Genomic DNA, 21,107 nt, shown 5'->3' on the forward strand with positions numbered 1-21,107 from the left:
TCATTATGCAAATAATGTTTTTATCATTTAAATGAATTTTGGCATAAAGGGTGTTTGAATAAAAATCAGCATTTGATATTTCAACCATAAGTCAAGCTTATGGGTGAAAAACTAAGCAGAAGAGGGCAGCACAGCATGCCGGAGACAAAACGGCATTGCCACATGCCATATGAAACTAAAAGAAAATCAACCGGTTATCGGTTGGATAGCGGCGAGCATCTGGTCAATGTCGGGATCCTTGAGGTGCGAGCCGGAAACTTCCCTGAGCAGCATGAGAAACTGCAGCGCTGCGACCGAGAGTTTTTTGTTGGTCTGGTACGTCAGGTAGTAATCCGCATTGACCTGAAATTTTTCTACTGAAATGGGAATCAGCATGCCGCTGGCAATTTCGTCTGCAACCGCAAGGTGAGGGAGGGCCGTGGCGCCAAAACCGTTGGCAACCAGCCGTTTGGCTGCTTCCAGGCTGCTGATGGTGATCAGGGGGATTGGCTGTTGCCGTCCTTCTGCATGTTTTTTGAACCAGTCTTCAATTTTGACCCGGGTACGGGTTCCTTTTTCACGCATCACAACAAATGAATGCAAAAATTCATCAATGGTCAAGGGTCTGTGCAGGTGCAGCAAGGGAGAGTTGGCGCCGACGACGGCTGAATAGGGCTCTCGGTGCAGGAATACCTGCCGGACATGGGTGGTGTTGGATACGCGGCCAGCCAGTCCGATGTCTGCTTCCTGGTTGGAGACCCAGTCGACAACCTGTTGCGAATTTCCCATTTTGATTTTGAAGCTGACCAGCGGAAAGCGTTTGTTAAAGTAGCGCAGGATTTTGGTGAGGTAGTACGTGCCCATAACGGCTGTGGCCGCAATGGTCAGCGAACCTGTCTGCAAATGGTTCAGATCCTGAAAAACATGGTCTATTTCATCAAAAAGGCTGAACAGGCGCTGCGTATAGGTGTAGAGAATCTTGCCTTCGCTGGTCAGGGAGATTTTTTTGCGGGAACGGTCAAATAACGAGACCCGCAGTGAATTTTCCAGCCCCTGAATCTGCAGGCTGACTGCCGGTTGGGTTAAAAATAAAATATGCGCCGCCTGGGTAAAACTCCCGCTTCTGGCAACATAGTGAAATGTTTTTAAATGCTCCAGATTCATTCGGCTGACTTTATTTTTAAATTCCATAATTAAAACGATGGTTGATTAAAATAAAATAAAACAGCCGCTGCACAGTTGAAGCGCTATTTTTAATGTTTTTATTATTGCCTTAAATGCCAAACAGATCAAATAAAACCGGATGGAGGGTCAGGGGTTGTTCTTTCTGAATGCCGTATACGGATTGATGTTGTAGAGAGGAGTGTGCTTGTCTCCTGGCGGCGGAAATTCTGTATCTGGGATGCTGGTAGCGGTGTGCCAGATGAAATCCCCCGCTTTTTGATTGGCGTAGAGCAAAATCTCTTTTGTTTTCTCCAGCGTTGTTTGTGGATCAATCCATTCGCGTGCGTGTTCAGGCGTTAACACAATGGGCCAATGGTCATCAAGATCCATGCTGTTTTGCAGGCTGGTTGTAATGAGGAAAAGGTTGCAAGAGTTCGGGGCATCAGAGAAGCTGCCGATGCCGGCCAGAAACATGGGTGTCTTTGTTTGCAGGCGGATGTAGCGGGGATCATTTTTTTTGCAGCTTCCTGTCCATTTAAACCAACGGTCAGCGGGCAGGGCGCAGCAGTTTGATCGCATCAGATGGCGGCATGGTCTGCGTGTGGAGATAGCACTGATGGGTCTTTGAATCGGGCTGTGTATGCCTGGCATCCAGTTTAGCTTCCATTCCCCAGTACGGCTTTCCATGGTGAATCCTTTTGATTGGCCCTGGAAAAATGACTATGAATCTGTGGTGGGACATTATGCTGTCCAGCGGGCACGTGTATCACCTTAAAAAAGAATCTGAGGTGATGGGTTTGCATTGTCTCCCCGTTGTGCCATTATGTGTACTTATGCTGTTCATCCACATGTACGAGTTTGTATATCATATCGGGAAAAATAAATCCGTTTATTCTGTATGACTGTTTCCAGGGTGAACGCGGTAGCGTACATGACGATATGACAACCAGTAGGGTTTGCAGGCAGTGAAAACGACTGATCAGGGCATACGCTGATGCAACTGCCACAACAAGCATGGCTGTAGCGCTGTGTGATAGACTTTAATTCATGTATACATTTGTTGCCCTTCTTCGCGCCGTCAATGTCGGAGGCACTGGCAAGTTGCCGATGAATGCCTTGCGTAGCATGTGTGAGCAGGCCGGCTTCACGAATGTGCGCACGTATATCCAATCCGGTAATGTTGTGTTCGACACCGCTTTGCCGGCCAGTGCCGCGAAGCTGGAGCTGGAAGCGCGTTTGAAGGACTACTGTGGCAAGCTTGTGGGTGTGGTCTTGCGCGATGGCGAGCAGATGCGTAATATCTTGGCGCGTAATCCATTTCCCTATGCTCCTCCTGCAAAGGTTGCCGTCCTGTTTCTCGATGAAGCACCTGCGCCGGATATTGTCGCAACAGCGAAGGGGCAGGCAGACGAAGAAGTTGTGCTTGGGGCCATGGAGGTTTTCGTTCACTATCCGTCCGGCATGGGGCGATCAAAACTCAGGTTGTCCGCAGCCTCTGCTGGAACAGCGCGCAACTTGAACACGGTGGCAAAGCTCGCAGCGATGCTATCAGGTAAAAACTGACCGGGCGTGTTGCGCTTTGTTGTCAGGCCGTGATGATGGCCTGTGGCAGCCACTGGCGGGCCAGCCGCTGTTGCCACCAGGCCAGTGCGGTGCCATTTTCCCCGGTACGCCAGGCCAGGTAGAACGTTTCATCAGCTTTGGGCTCGGTCACGGTCAGTTCAACCAGTTCTTTGTTATGCAGCGCCTCGGCAATGCAAGCTCTGGGGATGAAACCGTGCCCAAGCCCGGCTTTTTGCAGTGCAATTTTGTCGGCAAGGCAACTGACGGTGAGTTGAGGCTGTCCATAATACAGGCCTGTTGTGCGCAAAGGCAGATGCCGTGCGCTGTCACCGATCACAATGGCGGTGTGTTGCATGAGCTGGTTTTTATGCAATGGCTTTTTTTCCTGTATCAGCGGGTGACCTGGAGCAACACAAAAGGCAAACGACAGCGAGCCGACCGGATGCGTTTTATAGCCTCCGCCAGCCGGACCTTCTCCGGCCGCAATCACAAGATCGGCGCGGCGTTGCATTAAGGCTTCCCAGGTGCCGGTTAATACCTCATGCTGAAAATGAAGCCGGGTACGGTGTGAAGATGCATTGAACGCACGAATATCTTCGGTGAAAGCAGCCAGGGGCAGCAGTTCGTCCAGTGTAATGTACAGTTCAATCTCTTCACCTTGCGCCATTTGGTGCAGGCGCGATTCCAGATCGTTGGCGGCTGCCAGCAGGCACCGGCCTTCGTGCAGCAGTTCTTCTCCGACCGGGGTCAATGTGACACGGGGACCATTGCGCTCAAAAAACTGAATTCCCATTTGTTCTTCCAGCTTGGTGACCGTGTAGGATATGGTGGAAGGTACCTTATGCAGTATTTCTGCCGCAGCGGTGAATGAACCCGCGCGGGCAATGGTATCAATGGTGTGAATGGCTTCAAGCGTTAAACGTGGCATTTGGATGTCCTATTTTCAATATTTTCGATTATAGCAATGCAAAACACTCGCCGTAGGGTCTATTGAAAACGTGAATAATAAGCACATATTAGGTTGATGGTGCTTTCAGTTGATTTTCGATATTTTGAAATATATTGAATGCAGCGTCACTGAAGCATGATTTTCCCCAACGAAAGGAGTTACCAAAATGCTTGAACTACGTAAAGCCAATGAGCGAGGAGTAGCCAACCTGAGCTGGCTTTACTCGCAGCATACATTTTCATTCTCTAATTATTATGATCCTAAACAGGTGGGGTTTTCAGACCTGCTGGTGATCAATGATGACAGGGTGAAAGCCGGGAAGGGTTTTGGCACGCATCCGCACCGGGATATGGAGATTTTCTCTTATGTACTGGAAGGTGCTCTTGAGCATCGGGATTCGATGGGAAATGGTTCTGTCATTAATCCGGGCGATGTTCAGATGATGAGTGCCGGCACCGGTATTCTGCACAGTGAAATGAACCCGCAGCAGGACCAGGATGTCCATTTTCTGCAGATCTGGATTGTGCCTGACCGCAAGGGCGTGACGCCGCGGTATCAGCAGGTGCATTTCAGCGATGAGGAAAAGCGTGGCAAACTGCGTTTGATCATTGCGCCTGATGCGGCAAATGGCGCACTGTCGGTCTACCAGGATATCCGTGTGTATGCCGGGCTGTTTGATGGTGATGAACAGGCAACACTGAACGTGCCTGAAAACCGTTATGTTTATGTGCATGTTGCCCGCGGTGAACTGGTGCTAAACGGACAGCACCTGAAAGAAGGTGATGGCGTGCGCATGCGCAACGAACAGCAATTGGCTTTCAGCCACGGCAACAAGGCCGAAGTGCTGGTATTTGATATGCGCCCCAATGAGCTGCCTGATTTTTAATATTGTCTGCCAGGCTTATTGACCTGTGTTCCCCCGTCTGCTGAGGTTTGGCAGGCGGGGTAATTTTTTTGAGTATTTTCTTTGGGCGTAGCAGTCGGTTTTATGTTTGAAGATGAACAATGGTTTTTTTCTTGTCAGCATGTCCTCTTTCATACCCGATGGTAATAGGGACCTGGGCTGCGTCGCCGGCCTGAATCAGAAATGTCACCAAAACCGGCTCTGCCTGAACAAAAAATGGAACAATGGCAATATCCAGATCGATTAACGCTGTACCGTCTGTATGAATAGGGGTTGGAACATACATCCCGTCACTGGTGATAGAGCCGTGCTCGGCAATGCCGGAAATTGGGTGGCCGGCAGAAGCAATGTTACAAATGCGTATCTGTTCTGTGGAGGGGTAGATGATGAGACTGATGTAAGTCCATCCGTTGGCGTATTTGTTTGTATTTCCCTGGTTGATGTAAGGATGGTTTCTGTTTTCGTCACGCTGGTAGAGCCGGAAAACAAGGTAGGCACATATAACGGTGGAGGCAGCAGTTATGGCGGCAAATACCATATTCATTTCTGAGAGCCTTTCTTTATTGTTTATGTTGGTGTTGTCTCAGACGTAATTACATCATGAAAGTAGGGTTAAGCCAAGCCAGAAAGGGGAAATTGGCGGGCAAAATCCTGCCCGGATGCGTTCAATTACAACACTGTTTCGGATGCTTGTGCGTACAGATGATGTGGCAGCCGTTTCAGTCGGGTTTTGCTGTTACTGGAATAAGAGAGCAAAGCTTTGAATTTAAGACTATTCAAAAGTACTGATACCTTATACTGATGAGGCAGGCTTGCAGGATGGGACTAGCCCGGGTATGAGGTATTAGAAAAACGCTTTTGATGCTGTAGCGCAGCCAATATTTCAATGGTGTTTCAGCGTATGTTGGCGGCAGGGAATGATGTATTGCAGATGAGCGGATTTATCACATCCTGTTTGCAGTGAGGAGTAAAAATGATTCATCAAACAGAGTTTGCCATTCACAGCCCTGGCCAGGGGTTCCATCTGGTGACCAGCGAAGTTTTACGGCACCTGCCATCTTTGCCGCAAGCCGGCTTGCTTAATTTATTTATTCAGCATACTTCAGCCGCTCTGGCAATCAATGAAAATGCAGACCGTGCTGTACGGGTTGATTTGCAGCAGATTTTTAATTATCTTGTACGTGAAAACGAGCCTTACTATACACATACGCTGGAAGGGGCGGACGACATGCCCGCACACGCCAAATCAATTCTGGTGGGAGCTTCATTGAATATTCCTGTTACACATGGCCGTCTGAATATGGGGACATGGCAAGGCATTTATCTTTGTGAGTTCAGGCGCCATGCACAGGTGAGGAATCTGGTTGCCACTGTGATCGGTTAAGCCTGTTGGTTTTTGCTCCGCTGTCTGTGCTGTTGTTCATTTGATCAGCGGATTGGAGGAAGTAAGCTCCGGGGGGAAATGGAGCTTATAAATCACAGTTCAGTGATATTTCCTAAATCATCCTGACTGCCTTCGTTAGAGATGTTCACATAATTTTCAGCGCCATCAGTTGAAATGAGGTAAACGGAGTTCTCGACATCAAAAGAGAAATTCGAGAGGTTCATGGAAATAGTTGCAATGGCCTGTCCATGCAAAATGGCCTTCACAATCTCATCACGTGAAACAATCATGCCGGGCGGAAGACGTATCAGGTGGTTGGCTTTCAAGACGCCGGTCATGTTTGCATTGACCAGACAGTGGACCACTGCGTAGAGGATCTTTTTCTTGTCGGCCTCATACTTGACGGCTGAAATGTAATAGATTGGATCTTTCATAGAGTTTCCTTTTGGGCTAACTTTTCCTTTAAACGGTGATGCTATTTTAGTCCATCTGGGCAAAGATTCATGTTACGGTGACTTTTGTGTGCATGTACCTTTAGGATGTATTGATTAAGGAAGGATCAGGGGCTTGGCGGATGAGCCCGTAGATGTATGAATCAGCCGATGGGTTTAAAAATAAACCGCCTGTTGTGGCGGTTTTCATTCAAAGTGGCTGGCGGCTGGATTTAAGCTCCTTGATTTTTGTGATGGCCTTGTGTATGTCGTCAAAATCAATTTCACCGGAGGATAAAACTTCAAACGGCAGGTCCCACCATTTCAGAGAGAGTAGCTCTTTGATCGTATCATCATTAAAGCGGCGCTTGATCACTTTGGCAGGTACCCCGCCGACGATGGCATAGGCAGGTACATTTTTGGTGACGATGGCATGTGCGCCTATGATGGCACCATCTCCAATGGAAACGCCAGGTTTGATCATGGCCCGGGCACCGATCCAGACGTCGTTGCCGATGGTGCAGCTTAACCGGGTTTTATATTTGTAGATTTTTTTTCTTGCCGAAACGTTAGGTTCGATTTCATCAATGGTGTATTGGAACGGATGGGTTGACATCCACGTGGTCGGATGCGGTATTGGCCCCAACTGAACAGATGATGCAATGGAGCAATATTTTCCAATAGTCGAGTTTGCGCGAATATAAGTTCCCGGGCGTATATAGGTATAGTCTCCGATTCTGACATTTTTCTCAATGCTGCACCCCTCGGAAATGGATACATTTTTGCCAAGGGCTATTCCTTCAATGTTGGAATAAACAATCTTGAGATTTTTGGCCTCCAGCAATTTAATTTCGGCCTGTAATTTCTGGATGGTTTTTAAAAGCACATCATTGGCAATCTCTTTATTGCCGTTTTCTTTATTTTTTGTTGCATTTCTAAGCATGTTGAATGTCTCCTGGTCTGATAGGCTGTGAGCAGTTTGCCGGTAAAAACCTGAGAAGTCCGCTTTGCAGCATTTTCGGGTTGGCGGGGTATTGCCGCGCGATATTAGCATTTCGCCTAAAAATGGCGGTGCGATAGTGTGGATAGGCCGGATTGCAAAATGGATTGGTTCCGATTGTGAACCGGCAGCTTTGGGCAGCGTCATTACCCGGTAACTGTTACTGCCGCCCTTTACTTTGTTTATATTGCAGCACTTTGGGTCATTTGCATGCCGAAAATGGCCGCAATCGCAGATAAAGGCAATAAAGTTGTGCTCAGTTCCTCTTTTTTGTCTACCCCATCAACTGAAGGTGATGCGTACTGTGGCGTATAAGAGATAGATTTTTCGAGGCAGAAGTTGGTAAGACCAGAATGCTAGTCAGCTACAAAGACGTTTGTCCCTCATTGTTCATCATCCGCATAGTATAGAGAGGTACGTGGGGCGTATGATGAAACTTGCCAAAAATTTGCTGAGCTATCTTGATAGACACAATCTGACTGTTGATTTGAATGGTTCCAGGGTGATCGTGCTTGATCCGGAAGGAAAGGCCATTTGTACAGGAGCAACGGTGCATACAGCCGTCAGGAAGGCGATGTGGCTGTGTGTGTGCCCTTGTCAGGGATCGAAAGCGAAGCAAAAACTATGACCTAAAGCGTAAAGCCTGTATGAGGGCAAGAACGCTACTTTGCTATGAAGAAACGTGATGACCACTCAAAGATAAACCGCCATTGAGGCGGTTTTTTATTGGGCAGTCAAAGTCGCTTTGAGCCTGGAGCGGGAATACCGTCCAGAATTAATCATTGTGATGCATTATTCCATTCTCAGGTGGTAATACCAGATTGTGGTTTATCTATTGGCATGCTGTATTTCACCTAACCTGCTTTACTGTTTAGGATAGGCATATAAAAATAACATAGCAGAGGATCGTTATGGGCATTGCAAATGAGCTGCAAAGTTACCTTGACAGAAACAGGTTAACAGTTGAGCTTAACGGCGTTAAATATGAGGTGATAGATAAGGAGAAAAAAGTTATATGCAGAGGTGTTACGTTTCAGACGGCAGTTAGAAAAGCCATCTGGCTGAGCGCGTGTCCTTGCCAGGAGTCTAAACACAATGGTCACGCGCTATGAGGCTGATTATGTTGAGCGTAACGCCTGTTTGGTAAAAAACAGTCAGTTCTGAAAGGAAAACCGCTTTGAGGGGCGGTTTTCCTATTGGTATATTCTATGTTGTGGCTGCAGGCTATTGCAAATATCGCTCTATCATGAGTCCCGCCAGCAAAATAATGTATAGACATATTGCAAATGACAACACATACGCCCATAGCCAGTTGCGCCACAATTGGTAACGCAAGCCATGTACATCCCAACGCTTTGCTGTGTAATGCAACAGTGCCGAGACCAGCAGTGCCAGTAAAGCTATCGGTAAACTGCCGATCAATGCCACACACACCAGATACGTACCGGAACGGAGTTGGTAATGGTTGGCCCAATCTATCAGATATTGCTGGGTAGCGTAAGAGCCAAACAACCACAGCAGCAATAGCATTGCTGTTATTTGCAATCCCATTTCCAGCAAACGTTGCGACCACGGCTTGACGATTTTTGGCAAGTGCGCGGTTTGCTGCGACATCCATGCGGGGACTTTATTGGGGGGAACGTCTTTGGTGTGCCACTGCCAACGCGCTTGTGCGTATTGCAGCACAGGAAACATCAAGGCGATCAAACTGACCAGTATCAGATTCAAGGTCTGCTCAAAGCTCATGTCCGCATGCAGAATCAGCCAAAAGCTCAGCCCCAGTATGCACGCCACAGCCACCATGACCAGCGCCATGGTTTTGCCTAACATCACCCATTCTTGTTTTTTCATTGTGATTGCTTTTGATGATAAGTAAATTTAACGGCATGGCGCACCCAAGAAACTTGATTTTGTGAATCTAGGGGCTGCTTTCTTATTCGATACCTCAACTTGATGTGCTAGAAGCGGAAGCTTGCCAAAAACGACAACTCACACAATTTGGCAAGTTTTTTGTGCAGATGCGTGTCTTTTGGGAGTTTTATTTACACCGTGTTAATATGAGCAGAATCAGATGGGTGTATAGATGATGTAACTTGTTGTTTTTACTGGCAGGGGAGGTCGGATTCGAACCGACGAAAACTGGATTCAGAATCCAGCGGCTTAGGCCTCTCGCACCACTCCCCAGCAGAAGAAATCAAGCGTATATTCTAATCAATCTGCCAGATATAAGCAAGTGCCATGGTATCTTTGTGCTGGTAGGACGCTTTGTCTCAGGGATGTGTCTTTTCCGATATCATGCAACCTGTTTGAATGATGGAATGCAAGAATGCCGGTAGATGAAAAATTGCAGCAACGTGCTGCATGGCTGCGTGAGGTGTTGCAGCAGTATGCGCACCAGTACTATGTGCTGGACGAGCCGACGGTGCCGGACGCAGAGTATGACCGTTTGTTTCAGGAGCTTGAAGCGCTGGAACAGGCGCACCCTGATCTGAGAACAGCAGACTCCCCGACGCAAAGGGTTATTGGCAGAGTGCTGGATGGTTTCGCATCGGTGCGTCATCAGGTGCCGATGCTTTCAATTCATACTGAAACGGATACCACTGCTGAGGGCGCGCGCGCTTTTGACCGGCGTGTGCGTAAGGAGTTGGGGCTGTCTGAGGCAGACGCTGCAATTGAATACGAGGCCGAACTGAAATTTGATGGCCTGGCCATGAACCTGCGTTATGAACAGGGTGTTCTGGTGCAGGCGGCGACCCGCGGGGATGGCGAAATTGGCGAAGATGTGACGCAGAATATCCGTACCATTCGCCAGATTCCGCTGCGCTTACAGGGCAAAGTGCCGGCAGTGCTGGAAGTGCGCGGTGAAGTCTATATGCGCCATGATGCTTTTGAAAAGCTCAATAACATGCAAAGACAGCAGGGGGCAAAAACGTTCGTCAATCCGCGCAATGCAGCGGCGGGCACGGTACGCCAGCTTGACCCGCAGATTGTGGCTAAGCGGCCGCTGAGTTTTTTTGCTTATGCCTGGGGCGAGATTGCGGGCTGGGCAGATCAGCCGTCCACACATGACGGTATGCTCAAAGCATTTGCGGCATTTGGTTTGCCGGTGGACCCGCACAGAACGGTGGTGCAGGGGCCTGAAGGGTTGATTGAATTTCATCAGCGTATTGAGCAGCAGCGTGGTGAGTTGCCATTTGATATTGATGGCGTTGTCTACAAGGTGAATTCACTGGCGTTACAGCAGGAACTGGGATTTCTTTCGCGTGAGCCACGCTGGGCGGTTGCCCACAAATACCCGCCACAGGAGCAGATGACGGTGGTGCGTGCGATTGATGTGCAGGTTGGCCGTACCGGCAAGCTGACGCCTGTTGCCAAGCTGGAACCGGTGTTCGTTGGGGGCGTTACGGTGACCAACGCAACCATGCATAACGAGGATGAAGTGCAGCGCAAAGATGTGCATGTGGGGGATACCGTGGTGGTGCGCCGTGCCGGGGATGTGATTCCGGAAGTAGTGAGCGTGGTGCTGGCGCGCCGCCCTGCCGGTATGGATGTGACGCCATGGAGCCTGGTACAGCAACTGGGCGGACGCTGCCCGGTATGCGAGAGCGCGATTGTGCGCGAAGAGGGCGAGGTGGACTGGCGCTGTTCCGGCGGGTTGTTCTGTTCGGCACAGCGGCAGCAGGCCATTTTGCATTTTGCCCAGCGCAAGGCGATGAACATTGACGGCCTGGGTGAAAAACTGGTAGACCAGTTGATTGGTATTTCCTCCAGCGAAGAGGCTGACCGTGCGGAGGATGAAGATAGTGCGGCACTGACGGCAGGCGGTGAACAGCATGAGCTGAATGTCGGAGAAACGCAGGCTTTGGTGCACACACTGCCGGACCTGTATGCGCTGACGCTGGGGCAACTGGCCGGGCTGGATCGCATGGGGCAGCGCAGCGCGCAGAATATTCTGGATGCGCTGGAAAAATCTAAGCAGACCACGTTGCCACGGTTTTTGTTTGCACTGGGCATTCGCCATGTGGGGGAGAGTACCGCAAAGGACTTAGCCAAGCATTTTGGCTCGCTGGAGCGGATCATGGCGGCAACGCAGGAACAACTGCTGGAGGTGGAGGATGTGGGGCCGGTTGTCGCACAGAGCCTGCATACATTTTTGTCCCAGCCGCATAACCGTGAGGTGATCCGGCAGCTACGGGCTGCGGGCATCCACTGGCAGGATCAGGACCCGGCAGCCGATCATCCGAAACCTTTAGCCGGTATGACGTTTGTGCTGACTGGAACATTGCCTACGCTCAGCCGTGAAGAAGCCAAAGAAAAGCTGGAAGCAGCCGGAGCCAAGGTCAGTGGCTCTGTCAGCAAAAAAACCAGTTATGTGGTGGCTGGTGCTGAAGCCGGTTCCAAGCTGGCAAAAGCGCAGGAGCTGGGGGTTGCTGTGCTGGATGAAGCTGCGCTGTTGGCACTGCTGGAAAGCAACTGAAGCTTTTTTGGCGTTGCTATAGGCTTAAGCGCAGAGCAGCCAGTCAATCAACTGACTGGCTGGCAGCGGGCCGGTGTGTCCGGCCTGTTGCCAGCGGTCAGCAGCGTCACCATGTTGCCATACACCGCAGGCCATGTTGTGTTGGAGTGCTTCATCAGGAAATGCGCTCCACCGTCCAGTGAGCCATCCGGCCAGTACATCGCCGGTACCGGCAGTGGCCAGTGCCCCGTTGCCGCTGATATTGATCAGCGATATTTGTCTGGGTGTCGCGATGATGGTGCCTGAACCTTTGAGCACACAAATGCAGCCAAAATGCTGTGCAAGTGTTTTTGCTGTTTTTAAGCGGCTGGTTTGCACCTGGTCTACCGTTATGTTCAGCAGCCGGGCCGCTTCCAGCGGATGCGGGGTGATGACTGTTGTCATCTGCATTGGTGCTCGGGCTTTGAGCAACTGCTGCAATGCAGCGTCAGCTGCGATGGCGTTGAGTGCATCGGCATCCAGCAACAGGCGGGGGCATTTTCGAAGCAGCTCGGGCAGAACGTGCGCAACCTCCTGCCCGGCACCACAGCCACAGGCAATTGTTAATTTGGAGATATCCAGTTGCTGGATGGTGCGAAACATCAGTTCGGGGTGCAAGGTATCCAGTGCGATGGCTGCGGGCGATTGTGTGAGCAGGCTGACATAGACACGGCCTGCGCCTGCGCCAATGGCTGCACGGGCGGCGAGAATGGCTGCCCCTGTCATACTGTCAGCTCCCCCGACAACAGCGACATCGCCAAAGCTGCCTTTGTGGGTGTTGTGAGCGCGTGGCGGGTGAGGCAGTACACCTGTCCAGAGCCGGGCAACTGGCGGAAAGGGAGCACTGAGGGCCATGTCAAGTGTGTCCAGCCAGATTTCGCCACTGTAAGCACGTCCTTCGGCTGTAAACAGGCCGGGCTTGGCACATAAGAAGGTCAGTGTGGTGTCGGCCCGCACGCAGCAGCTGGCAATGGCACCGGTGTCTGCAATCAGCCCGGAAGGCAGGTCAACCGCCACAACCGGGGCCGGTAACTGGTTGATGGCAGCAATGATCTGTGCAATTTTTGTGCTGACGGGCCGATCCGGTGTGAGCCCTATGCCCAGCAGCCCATCAATCATGAGTTCAATGGCAGGCAGTGTTACTTCTGAATCCAGGGGGTGCAAGGCCAGCCCGGCCTGCTGCGCTGCGGCAACCGCTTTGGTTGTATCTGAACTCATTTGCGCGGGAGAGCCCAGCCAGGTGACGTGCACCTGCTTGCCTGCCTTGTGCAGCCAGGCAGCGGCAACAATGGCATCTCCACCATTGTTGCCTGCTCCTGCAAGCACCCAGATGTTTTGTGCATGGGGATAGCGTGCCATGATCAGCCGGTACAGCGCATGCCCTGCGCGCTGCATCAGCGATGTTTCGCCGGGCTGCACTGCTGCCAGTGCCTGGGTTTCAACATGACGTGTTGTGGCGGTATCTGCCAGCAGAAAGGGATCATCAAGCAGCAGAAAAGGGTCCTCATGGACGGGCAATGAGGGTGCGGGAGGACACAGGCGTTGCATGCTCATATCGTTGTACTTTAATGATTGACTGCAATCTCAAATTTTCTGCTAGGCATCAGGCCAGATCAAAGGCAGTAGTCTCCTGATGGTGAGCCTTCCAGCGCCTTGATCACCAGATCGCGTGGCAGGCGGGGTGAAAGCAGTTCAGCAAAAATATAGGTGAAGCTGCGCAAGTAGGCCCCCCGTTTAAAGGCTACCCGTGCCAGATTGAAACCAAACAGGTCTCCCACAGGCCGCGTGACAAGACCTTCTGAGCCGGCCTGGTCGATGGCCATTTCAGCGATGATGCCAATGCCCATGCCGAGTTTGACATAGGTTTGAATCACGTCAGAGTCAATGGCTTCCAGCACGATATGGGGTTGCAGGTTGCGCTGTGCAAATGCATGGTCGATACGGCTGCGGCCTGTGTAGGACGGGTGATAGGTAATCAGTGGGTAGCTGGCCAGGTCTTCCAGGGTAATCCGGCTTTTTTCTGCTAACGGGTGGTCTTTGGGCACCACCAGAGAGTGCTGCCATTCATAGCAGGGCAGTGTGATCAGTTCTTCGTAGCTGTCCAGCGATTCTGTGGCCATGCCGATTTCTGCCACCTCATCAATGAGCATTTGCGCCACCTGTGCAGGAGAGCCCTGGTGCAGGCTGATATGCACCTTGGGATACGCCTGGCGCAAGGCAGAGACCGGCCCGGGCAGGATATAACGCGCCTGTGTATGTGTGGTGGCAATCGACAGGGTGCCGCTGTCCTGCTTGGAAAATTCTTCTCCAATGCGGCGCAGGTTGTTGATCTCGCGCATGATGATTTCAACGCTATCGAGCACATGCTGCCCAGGTTCGGTCACGCGTTTGAGGCGTTTGCCATGGCGGGCAAAAATTTCGATGCCCAGTTCATCTTCAAGCTCGATGATGGCTTTGGAAACCCCTGGCTGCGATGTATGCAGGGCTTTGGCTGCTTCTGTGAGGTTGAGGTTGCGTCGTGCAGCTTCCTGCACAAAACGCAGTTGATGTAGGTTCATATATCAAATTTAATATTAAAATTTGATTCATTATGCATCAATGGAAAAATATTGTGTCTATTGTGGGCAACTTGTCAGAGAAAAGGTTGCTTTCAGGCAACGTGGCACATTGAATATGGCCCACTGCTTTATGAGGCCTGGCCTATTGCAATGAAATCACCATGAAGCCGCTATTGCAACCCATCCAGATAAGGGATGCCATACTTTAACAATAACTGCATTTGCTGTTCGAGCACAGCCTGGTAATTGTCATCGCTGTATTGAGCAAAGTCTGGCACAGGCTCATGCAAAATCTGATCGAGGGCTTTGGGATCAGTGATGTCTATGGCCTCATCATGCACTGACGCTTGGCTGAAATGTGTTTCTGGGTTGATTCTGTGCAATCGTAACGTGGCTTCCTCGAATTTGCCTGGGTTTGAAATATCTTCTCTGGTAGAGATGAACGGTCGCACTGGCAACTCTGGGAAACGTTTCTTTCTTGACCACCCCAGCTCAATACAAAATTGGTCGGTATATTTTGAACTGGGCGAAAAAATGATAAAAAGCGCCATGTGTTCTTTATGCTTCCACCAGGCTTTTTCACTGTTGAACAGATAATCATTTTTTTCAACGTAAGGTGCGTAATCGGGCAGATGGGCATTCATCAGTTCTGACCAGAACGCCTTTATTTTTTTCTGTGATCCTTTTGCCATTCATCAGACCTCTTTATCTATGTTACCTGCATCAAAAATAAACGAAGCGCCAGGGTTAACGGTTACGCACTAGCCAGGTAAACGTTGCCAGAGATGCAATCAGGTATATCAAGCTGGGCGCACCGGCAGAGATGAAGGGGGGCCAATGGTTCAGTTGTCCCAGGTGGCCGAACATGCTGTTAATGACCACAAAGCTGATACCGATCATGATGCCGCCAAATACTTTGGTGCTGATGCCGCCTGATCTGAAATGCAGATAGGCAAACGGCAATGCCAGCATGACCATGACCAGGCACGAGAACGGGTACAGTATTTTTTGCCACAGCAAAAAGGAGAAAGAGTTCGCATCCTGCGCATTGTCCGTCAGATGGCCAATGTAGCGGTAGAGTGCCCATATCGACATGCCATTATCTTTTTGTGTGGCAATGGACACCACCTCGGATGCCAGGTTATTCTTCCAGACGATGTTTTGCTCTTGCAGGTCTTCAATATGGGCTTCAGGTGTTCCCGGATCAACCAGCGTTGAGCGGGTGGCGTTTTCTAAAGTCCAGGTGCCATTGTCGTTGATCGTTCCTGTTGGGGCGCTGGTCCAGGTAACCAGTTGGTTGTCGCTGTTAAAGGCATACAGGTTGATATTGACCAGCGCATTATCCGAGGTCTGGAAAACGCTGACCGCATATGAATACTGGTCGTCACGGTCTTTCAGCCAGGCTGCCCGCAAGGTTTTGATTGTGCTTTCAAAGTGCCCTTGAGACAGGTAGAACTTTTCCATGAACTGATTGGACAGCCGGTTCACGGCCGGGTTGATCACGTCTCCCAGCAAAAAGGTCAGTATGGCACCAGCCAGCCCGACGCCAGCCAGCAATTTCAGCGCTCTGCTGGGGGATAGGCCGCTGGTTCGCAGGATGGTAAATTCTGAGCTTTGCGCCATGCGTGAAAGTACAAAAATGGTACCAATGAGAACGACAATGGGCATCAGCTCGTATAAATGCCCAGGAACCAGAAAAAGGCTGCGCACGACCACATGGTGGAACTGGTAGCCTTTGCGCCCCATGTCGCCCATGTCTTCAATGAAGTCAAAAAAGAAAAAGAGTGCCAGAAAACCCAGTGCAACCAGCATGATGGCAGAAGCGATTTCTGCATAAAACAGGCGCCGCACTGTATATAGCGGCCCCCAGCCGCCTAACCGTTTTTTGGCTTTGGGCGCTGCTGATGTGGCGTCTTTATCCTTTTGCGCTGCGGAAGTGCTTTTGCCGGATTTTTGCCGCGCACGGCGTACGCTCAACCAGGGAAAGAGTACCCAGCCATTCTGCCGTTTGAGCATAAAAAACAGGGCAATGGCAAACATGGTTCCATGGATAACCAGCATAACGGGCAAGAGGGAGTATTTGCCGCTGCTGATCCAGCTTTGCCCCAGATTGATCAGGTTGAAGTAAATGACAAATGTCAGCAGGGCATACAGCAGGTTGGTGTTGCGCCCGGTACGCGGGTTGGCGTGTCCCAGCGGGATGGCGATCAAAATCAGATTGATCGTGCCCAGAATCAGGCCCAGGCGCCACGAGAGCTCACCCATGTTGGGCGCTGTCGGGTCCATCAGCAGGGTTTCAGTCGAGAGCTCTTTGGCTTTTTGATTCGGGTTGGTGATGGCTTTGCCATCGGTGATGAGCGCGGCATAGGTGTCAAATGTCAGCAGCGTGCGCATCTGGGTGGTGTTGTTGAATTCCAGTTGCTGCCCGTTTGTGAGCACCAGAAACCGGTCACTGTCGCGGGTTTCAACATGCGCAGTCTGAGCTGTGGTGATCGAGCGTTTGTTGTTTTCGATGTCGTTGGTGTATAAAAAAACGTTTTTGCCCTGTGGGTATTCAACTTCGTTTTGCGCTTTGCTTTGCTGTTCAATGAAAACAACATGTTTGCCGCTGGTTGATAGCTGGAACTGGCCCGGTTGAATGCGGCTGATTTCACTGCGTTGCTGAAACTGCAGGCCGATATTGGTGATTTGCGAATTGGTCCATGGCCAGACAAACAGCATCAAAACAGCAATGCCCGCCACAATCGGCCAGCTGAACAGCATGATGGGCTTGATCAGGCGTGGCAGTCCTGCCCCTGCGCTTTGCCAGATAATCATTTCACTGTCGCGGTACATTCGCGACAGGACGAATACAATAGTGATAAACAAGGCCAAGGAGAGCAGGAAAGGCATGTATCCGAGCATCACATAACCCAGGACAATCATCACGTCCTGAGGGGATACTGAGCCTTTGGAAGCCATGGAGAGTGTGCGGATAAGCATGACCGTAATCACAATGGTCAGCAGCACGACTAAAGTAGCGGCATAGGTTCTGGCGAGCTCTTTGCGGATTGAGGAATTAAATAGCATCCGTTGATGTTTGTATAGAAAGCAAATTTATGATGAATTTAGACTTTTCAGTCGGTTCGGTTCAACAAGTGAACCAGATAAATACAGAAGCCCTTATTATCCCCATTCCAGACAATGCGCAAAGGCAATATGCCCTTAAAAGCATTTCGGTTGATGTTTATGCCCACATGGAAGCAGCACTCCAAGATGGTGATTTTAAGACAAGCGCCGGATATTGTCTCCTGTTACGTCGGCTGCCGGAACTCAAGGCTCCCAGGCTGTTGCTGGTAGGTGCTGGAGGGGCCAGTCCTAAAGAAATGGGTAAGGCCATTGCCTCAGCGGTGCAGGAGCTGAAAAAGCGCGGTGTGGCAAAAGCGGTTCTGTGCCTGGAGTGTGTGAGCAGCGTGGACGCGCAGATGGTGGAAAGAATGGTGCTTGCCGCAGCAGATGCGGCCTATGAGTACCGTTTGACAAAAAGTGTGAAAGAAAAGAAACGCGCATTGACCAGCCTGCAGTTCATTGGTGCAGATTTGGCGGTGTTAAAACAGGGCGTGTCCCAGGGGGCCGCCATGGCAGAAGGGGTGTTCTGGGCTAAAGAGTGGGGTAACCGCCCGGCCAACCACGCCACACCCACGATGCTGGCACAGGCCGCCCAGAAACTGGCCAAATCCTCTGCGAAGATTTCAACCCAGGTCATGGGGCCTAAAGAAGTTGAGAAGCTGGGCATGGGTGCCTTGATGGCAGTCGCCCAGGGCTCCGCACAGCCGCTGCGTTTCATTGTGATGAAGTACCAGGGCGCAGCCGCCAGCGCAGCACCGGTGGTACTGGTGGGCAAGGGTATTACGTTTGATGCCGGCGGTATTTCATTGAAGCCTGCTGCCGGCATGGACGAAATGAAGTTTGACATGTGCGGCGCTGCCAGCGTATTGGGTGTATTTGCAGCCCTGGCACAACTTAAACCCAAGCTGAACGTGGTCGGGCTGATTGCCAGTTGCGAAAATCTGCCCGATGGCAAGGCGGTGAAGCCCGGTGATGTGGTAACCAGCATGTCGGGCCAGACCATCGAAATCCTGAATACCGATGCCGAAGGCCGTCTGATTCTGTGCGATGCTTTGACTTTTGCAGAGCGTTTGCAGCCTCAGGCGGTTGTTGACATTGCCACGCTCACTGGTGCCTGCGTGGTTGCGCTGGGGAAAGTCAACAGCGGCTTGTTCAGCAACAATGAACATTTGCAAAATGAACTGTACAGCGCGGGCGTACAGGCAGGAGACCCGTGCTGGCCGTTGCCGATGGATGACGACTATGCCGATGCCCTGAAAAGCAACTTTGCCGATGTGGCCAATGTGGGGGGGCGCGATGGGGGTGCCATTACAGCGGCCATGTTCCTCAAGCGCTTTGCTGCGGCTTATGATTGGGCCCATCTGGATATTGCAGGAACAGCCTGGAAGAGTGGCGCTCAGAAGGGGGCTACGGGGCGGCCGGTGCCGTTGTTAATCCATTTCCTGCTGAACCGCAGCGCACAAGCCGTGCAGCCGGAAGTGAAACCGCGTGCCAAACGGGCCAAATCCAGATCCGGCAAAACATCTGGACGTGTATAAAGTCTCTTTTGGTTGGTTTTTACAGGCATTTACATGAAAAATGCACGAATCCGGTGCGTGACACACGGGTGTATGTGCCTGTATGATAACGCATGTAATGTGCTGGTTTTGAGCGTATGGTGCAGGGATACCGTCTGATATGACAAATGTGGCGTTTCATTTTAATGTGCTGGACAAAGTGGTCTATGCGTGCCGCTTGCTGCGCAAGGCGACCAAACAGGGTGCCAAAATCACTGTCACAGGCGATGAGCATTTGCTGACGTTGCTGGATGACACTTTATGGACATTTGACCAACTTGAGTTTTTGCCCCATTGCAGTGCTTCAGCCACCCCGGCGATGCTGGAGCGTACAACCATTGTATTGACCCCTGATGCGCGTCAGTCGCCTCACGCCGATGTGCTGGTGAATCTGGGGTTTGGCATGCCCGATGGTTTTGAACGTTACCTGCGGCTGATTGAACTGGTTGGTACCGATATGTCTGACCGTACACCGGCCCGCCAGCGCTGGCGGCATTACAGTTCCAGAGGTTATCCTATTCAGACGTATGAGGTTAATGCATGAGTGCGGAACCAGATAGAAAAGCAGGCAAATTCATCCCGACACTGACGGAAGTGATCTCTTCTCCCAAACAGATGGATTTGACTTTGCAGAAGGAAGAAGAACGCGAGCCCGGGTTTGATAGCAGTCAATCTGCGCCCGCTCCGGCGATGGCAAAAGAAGAGCGCAAAGAACCACTGAGCAGTTTCTGGAGCCCCGGGGGAAGCCCTCGCAAGACCGGGCCCGGAGTGGTGAATGTTTTTCCTGATGCTGCATCGGCGGCAATGTCACCAGCTTCACCGTCGCCTGCAGCGCCAAGCGCTCAAACGCGACCGGAACCCATGCTGGATGACGAGGCGCTGATGGCGGTGCCGCAGGCACAGAATGTGTTTTCGCCCTTGTCACGCAATCCGGCTGCTGCACCGGACTCTTTGCGCCCGAGCGATCTGATGCTGGTTGCGCTGTCCGAGCGCATTTCTGCCAAAGCCAAGGTGCGTATTGAGCAGAGTATTGAGCAGCACATTCAGGAGCGGATTTTTCCATTGCTGGATACATTTGCCGAGCATCTGATTTCGCACATACAGGATGATTTGCTGAAGATCATGCGGGAGGGTATTGCAGAGGCCACCCGTGAGGAGCTGGAACGGTTGCGGCAGAAGAATTAAAGAGGGATTAAAGAGGGAAAGAGGGCGCAGGAGGTTCGGTATCATTTCCCATCTAACATAAAAAGACATGGCGAATGGATGAAACTGCTTGGAATTGTCTGTAGACGTGATAAAATTCCCGGCAGAGATCTGCGCCATGCAGTTTCTTTATTATTCATCTGAAAGGTTTGGATGTTGGAGCATGTAGTAATCAGATAACCGAAACTCGGCAACAGAGTTTTCCGGTTATCGAATCCATATGAATCAGTGGCGAGGCGCCTGGTGGCGTTACGCCTTGTTTGCATACACGATTACTACAACAGGTTTCCAATATGAACGTATCCAAACTGGAACAACGTACCTTACATGCTTTGGCCAAAGGCGGTCGTATTGTCCATTTCCGTGATGATTCCGGTCGGGTGACAGAAGTCGAATGCTATACCCGTGAGGGCATGATACTGACCGACTGCACACTGGCGGTTTTTAAAAAACTCAGAACCAAGCGGTTAATTCGTTCTCAAGATGGTCATCCTTACCGCATATCGGCTGCCGGCCTGAAAGCTGTCAGGCCTCAGCTTGATAACCAGTAGAGCTGATGTTCCAAAAGGCAGCCACATGGCTGCCTTTTATTTTTTATGCTGGCTTTATACCGACGCTTAAAGCATGGATAAATGCTTAGAGGGGACGCTGTTGCACTTTAATGCTGCGGGCTGGCCGCGGGGACAGCAGGAGTCAATAAAACCGCGGTTGCAGTGGTAATGGCACAAGTATAGAATCAGGAACCAGACAGCATACCTGCATGCACGCAGTCAAAAAAATATAAAAGACATGGAGACAATGGGCTGTCCAAAG

At 50.9% G+C, this 21,107-nt stretch carries 20 protein-coding genes; 9 read left to right on the forward strand and 11 right to left on the reverse strand.

Annotated features, from left to right (window positions below; genetic code table 11):
• Positions 1-186: 186 nt before the first annotated feature.
• Together CUZ56_RS00585 and CUZ56_RS00590 are read right to left on the reverse strand one after the other, a co-directional pair.
• Positions 187-1,170 carry a LysR family transcriptional regulator gene (locus CUZ56_RS00585; RefSeq protein ID WP_126977213.1) on the reverse strand — a complete coding sequence of 328 codons (984 nt, stop codon included), beginning with the start codon at positions 1,168-1,170 and terminating at the stop codon, positions 187-189.
• Between the two features lie 120 nt (positions 1,171-1,290).
• Positions 1,291-1,830 (reverse strand): SOS response-associated peptidase family protein, encoded by a 540-nt coding sequence (locus tag CUZ56_RS00590; protein ID WP_126977215.1) that lies wholly within the window; start codon positions 1,828-1,830, stop codon positions 1,291-1,293.
• Positions 1,831-2,190: 360 nt separating this feature from the next.
• Between CUZ56_RS00590 and CUZ56_RS00595 the strand changes: the two genes are divergently transcribed.
• The gene (locus CUZ56_RS00595) at positions 2,191-2,706 is read left to right on the forward strand and encodes a DUF1697 domain-containing protein (RefSeq protein WP_126977217.1); all 516 of its coding nucleotides are present in this window, start codon (positions 2,191-2,193) and stop codon (positions 2,704-2,706) included.
• A gap of 22 nt (positions 2,707-2,728) precedes the next feature.
• Here the strand turns inward: CUZ56_RS00595 and CUZ56_RS00600 are convergent, their stop codons facing one another.
• The gene (locus CUZ56_RS00600) at positions 2,729-3,634 is read right to left on the reverse strand and encodes a LysR family transcriptional regulator (protein WP_126977219.1); all 906 of its coding nucleotides are present in this window, start codon (positions 3,632-3,634) and stop codon (positions 2,729-2,731) included.
• A 187-nt stretch (positions 3,635-3,821) separates the two neighbouring features.
• On the opposite strand from CUZ56_RS00600, the gene CUZ56_RS00605 reads away from it, so the two are divergent.
• Positions 3,822-4,541 (forward strand): pirin family protein, encoded by a 720-nt coding sequence (locus tag CUZ56_RS00605; protein WP_126977221.1) that lies wholly within the window; start codon positions 3,822-3,824, stop codon positions 4,539-4,541.
• 100 nt (positions 4,542-4,641) lie between these two features.
• On the opposite strand, the gene CUZ56_RS00610 is transcribed toward CUZ56_RS00605, so the two are convergent.
• Complete coding sequence (locus CUZ56_RS00610) at positions 4,642-5,103, reverse strand: hypothetical protein (RefSeq protein ID WP_126977223.1); 462 nt, start codon at positions 5,101-5,103, stop codon at positions 4,642-4,644.
• Positions 5,104-5,532: 429 nt separating this feature from the next.
• Between CUZ56_RS00610 and CUZ56_RS00615 the strand changes: the two genes are divergently transcribed.
• Positions 5,533-5,943 carry a secondary thiamine-phosphate synthase enzyme YjbQ gene (locus CUZ56_RS00615; protein ID WP_126977225.1) on the forward strand — a complete coding sequence of 137 codons (411 nt, stop codon included), beginning with the start codon at positions 5,533-5,535 and terminating at the stop codon, positions 5,941-5,943.
• 92 nt (positions 5,944-6,035) lie between these two features.
• On the opposite strand, the gene CUZ56_RS00620 is transcribed toward CUZ56_RS00615, so the two are convergent.
• Both CUZ56_RS00620 and CUZ56_RS16245 read right to left on the reverse strand, forming a co-directional pair.
• Positions 6,036-6,377, reverse strand: a complete 342-nt coding sequence (locus tag CUZ56_RS00620; RefSeq protein ID WP_126977227.1) for a hypothetical protein — start codon at positions 6,375-6,377, stop codon at positions 6,036-6,038.
• Positions 6,378-6,585: 208 nt separating this feature from the next.
• Positions 6,586-7,521, reverse strand: coding sequence for a CatB-related O-acetyltransferase (locus tag CUZ56_RS16245; RefSeq protein WP_126977229.1), 936 nt, complete (start codon positions 7,519-7,521; stop codon positions 6,586-6,588).
• A gap of 280 nt (positions 7,522-7,801) precedes the next feature.
• Between CUZ56_RS16245 and CUZ56_RS00630 the strand changes: the two genes are divergently transcribed.
• Entirely contained in the window at positions 7,802-8,002 is a 201-nt protein-coding gene (locus CUZ56_RS00630; RefSeq protein ID WP_126977231.1) for a hypothetical protein, read from the forward strand.
• Positions 8,003-8,598: 596 nt separating this feature from the next.
• Here the strand turns inward: CUZ56_RS00630 and CUZ56_RS00635 are convergent.
• Positions 8,599-9,225, reverse strand: coding sequence for a hypothetical protein (locus CUZ56_RS00635; RefSeq protein ID WP_126977233.1), 627 nt, complete (start codon positions 9,223-9,225; stop codon positions 8,599-8,601).
• Between the two features lie 475 nt (positions 9,226-9,700).
• Between CUZ56_RS00635 and ligA the strand changes: the two genes are divergently transcribed.
• On the forward strand, positions 9,701-11,851 hold the full coding sequence (gene ligA / locus CUZ56_RS00645; RefSeq protein WP_126977235.1) for an NAD-dependent DNA ligase LigA: 2,151 nt from the start codon (positions 9,701-9,703) through the stop codon (positions 11,849-11,851).
• 24 nt (positions 11,852-11,875) lie between these two features.
• Here the strand turns inward: ligA and CUZ56_RS00650 are convergent, their stop codons facing one another.
• From CUZ56_RS00650 to lptF, 4 genes are all read right to left on the reverse strand, one after another.
• A complete protein-coding gene (locus CUZ56_RS00650; protein WP_239441914.1) occupies positions 11,876-13,423 on the reverse strand; it encodes an NAD(P)H-hydrate dehydratase in 1,548 nt (515 codons plus the stop codon).
• Positions 13,424-13,482: 59 nt separating this feature from the next.
• Positions 13,483-14,427 carry a CysB family HTH-type transcriptional regulator gene (locus tag CUZ56_RS00655; RefSeq protein WP_126977237.1) on the reverse strand — a complete coding sequence of 315 codons (945 nt, stop codon included), beginning with the start codon at positions 14,425-14,427 and terminating at the stop codon, positions 13,483-13,485.
• A gap of 170 nt (positions 14,428-14,597) precedes the next feature.
• Positions 14,598-15,119 carry a hypothetical protein gene (locus CUZ56_RS00660; protein WP_126977239.1) on the reverse strand — a complete coding sequence of 174 codons (522 nt, stop codon included), beginning with the start codon at positions 15,117-15,119 and terminating at the stop codon, positions 14,598-14,600.
• Positions 15,120-15,174: 55 nt separating this feature from the next.
• Entirely contained in the window at positions 15,175-17,496 is a 2,322-nt protein-coding gene (gene lptF / locus CUZ56_RS00665; RefSeq protein ID WP_126977241.1) for an LPS export ABC transporter permease LptF, read from the reverse strand.
• A gap of 32 nt (positions 17,497-17,528) precedes the next feature.
• Here lptF and CUZ56_RS00670 point away from each other — a divergent pair, with 32 nt between their 5' ends.
• The 4 genes from CUZ56_RS00670 (at position 17,529) to CUZ56_RS00685 (ending at position 20,845) form a co-directional block, all read left to right on the forward strand.
• Positions 17,529-19,073 (forward strand): leucyl aminopeptidase, encoded by a 1,545-nt coding sequence (locus CUZ56_RS00670; RefSeq protein ID WP_126978481.1) that lies wholly within the window; start codon positions 17,529-17,531, stop codon positions 19,071-19,073.
• A 139-nt stretch (positions 19,074-19,212) separates the two neighbouring features.
• Complete coding sequence (locus tag CUZ56_RS00675; protein WP_126977243.1) at positions 19,213-19,635, forward strand: DNA polymerase III subunit chi; 423 nt, start codon at positions 19,213-19,215, stop codon at positions 19,633-19,635.
• Entirely contained in the window at positions 19,632-20,276 is a 645-nt protein-coding gene (locus CUZ56_RS00680) for a hypothetical protein (protein WP_126977245.1), read from the forward strand. The genes CUZ56_RS00675 and CUZ56_RS00680 overlap by 4 nt, the downstream gene beginning before the upstream one ends.
• A gap of 311 nt (positions 20,277-20,587) precedes the next feature.
• Complete coding sequence (locus tag CUZ56_RS00685; protein ID WP_126977247.1) at positions 20,588-20,845, forward strand: YjhX family toxin; 258 nt, start codon at positions 20,588-20,590, stop codon at positions 20,843-20,845.
• Positions 20,846-21,107: the final 262 nt, after the last annotated feature.

The organism is Saezia sanguinis, assembly GCF_003991585.1.
GTDB classification, from domain to species: Bacteria; Pseudomonadota; Gammaproteobacteria; order Burkholderiales; family Burkholderiaceae_C; genus Saezia; species Saezia sanguinis.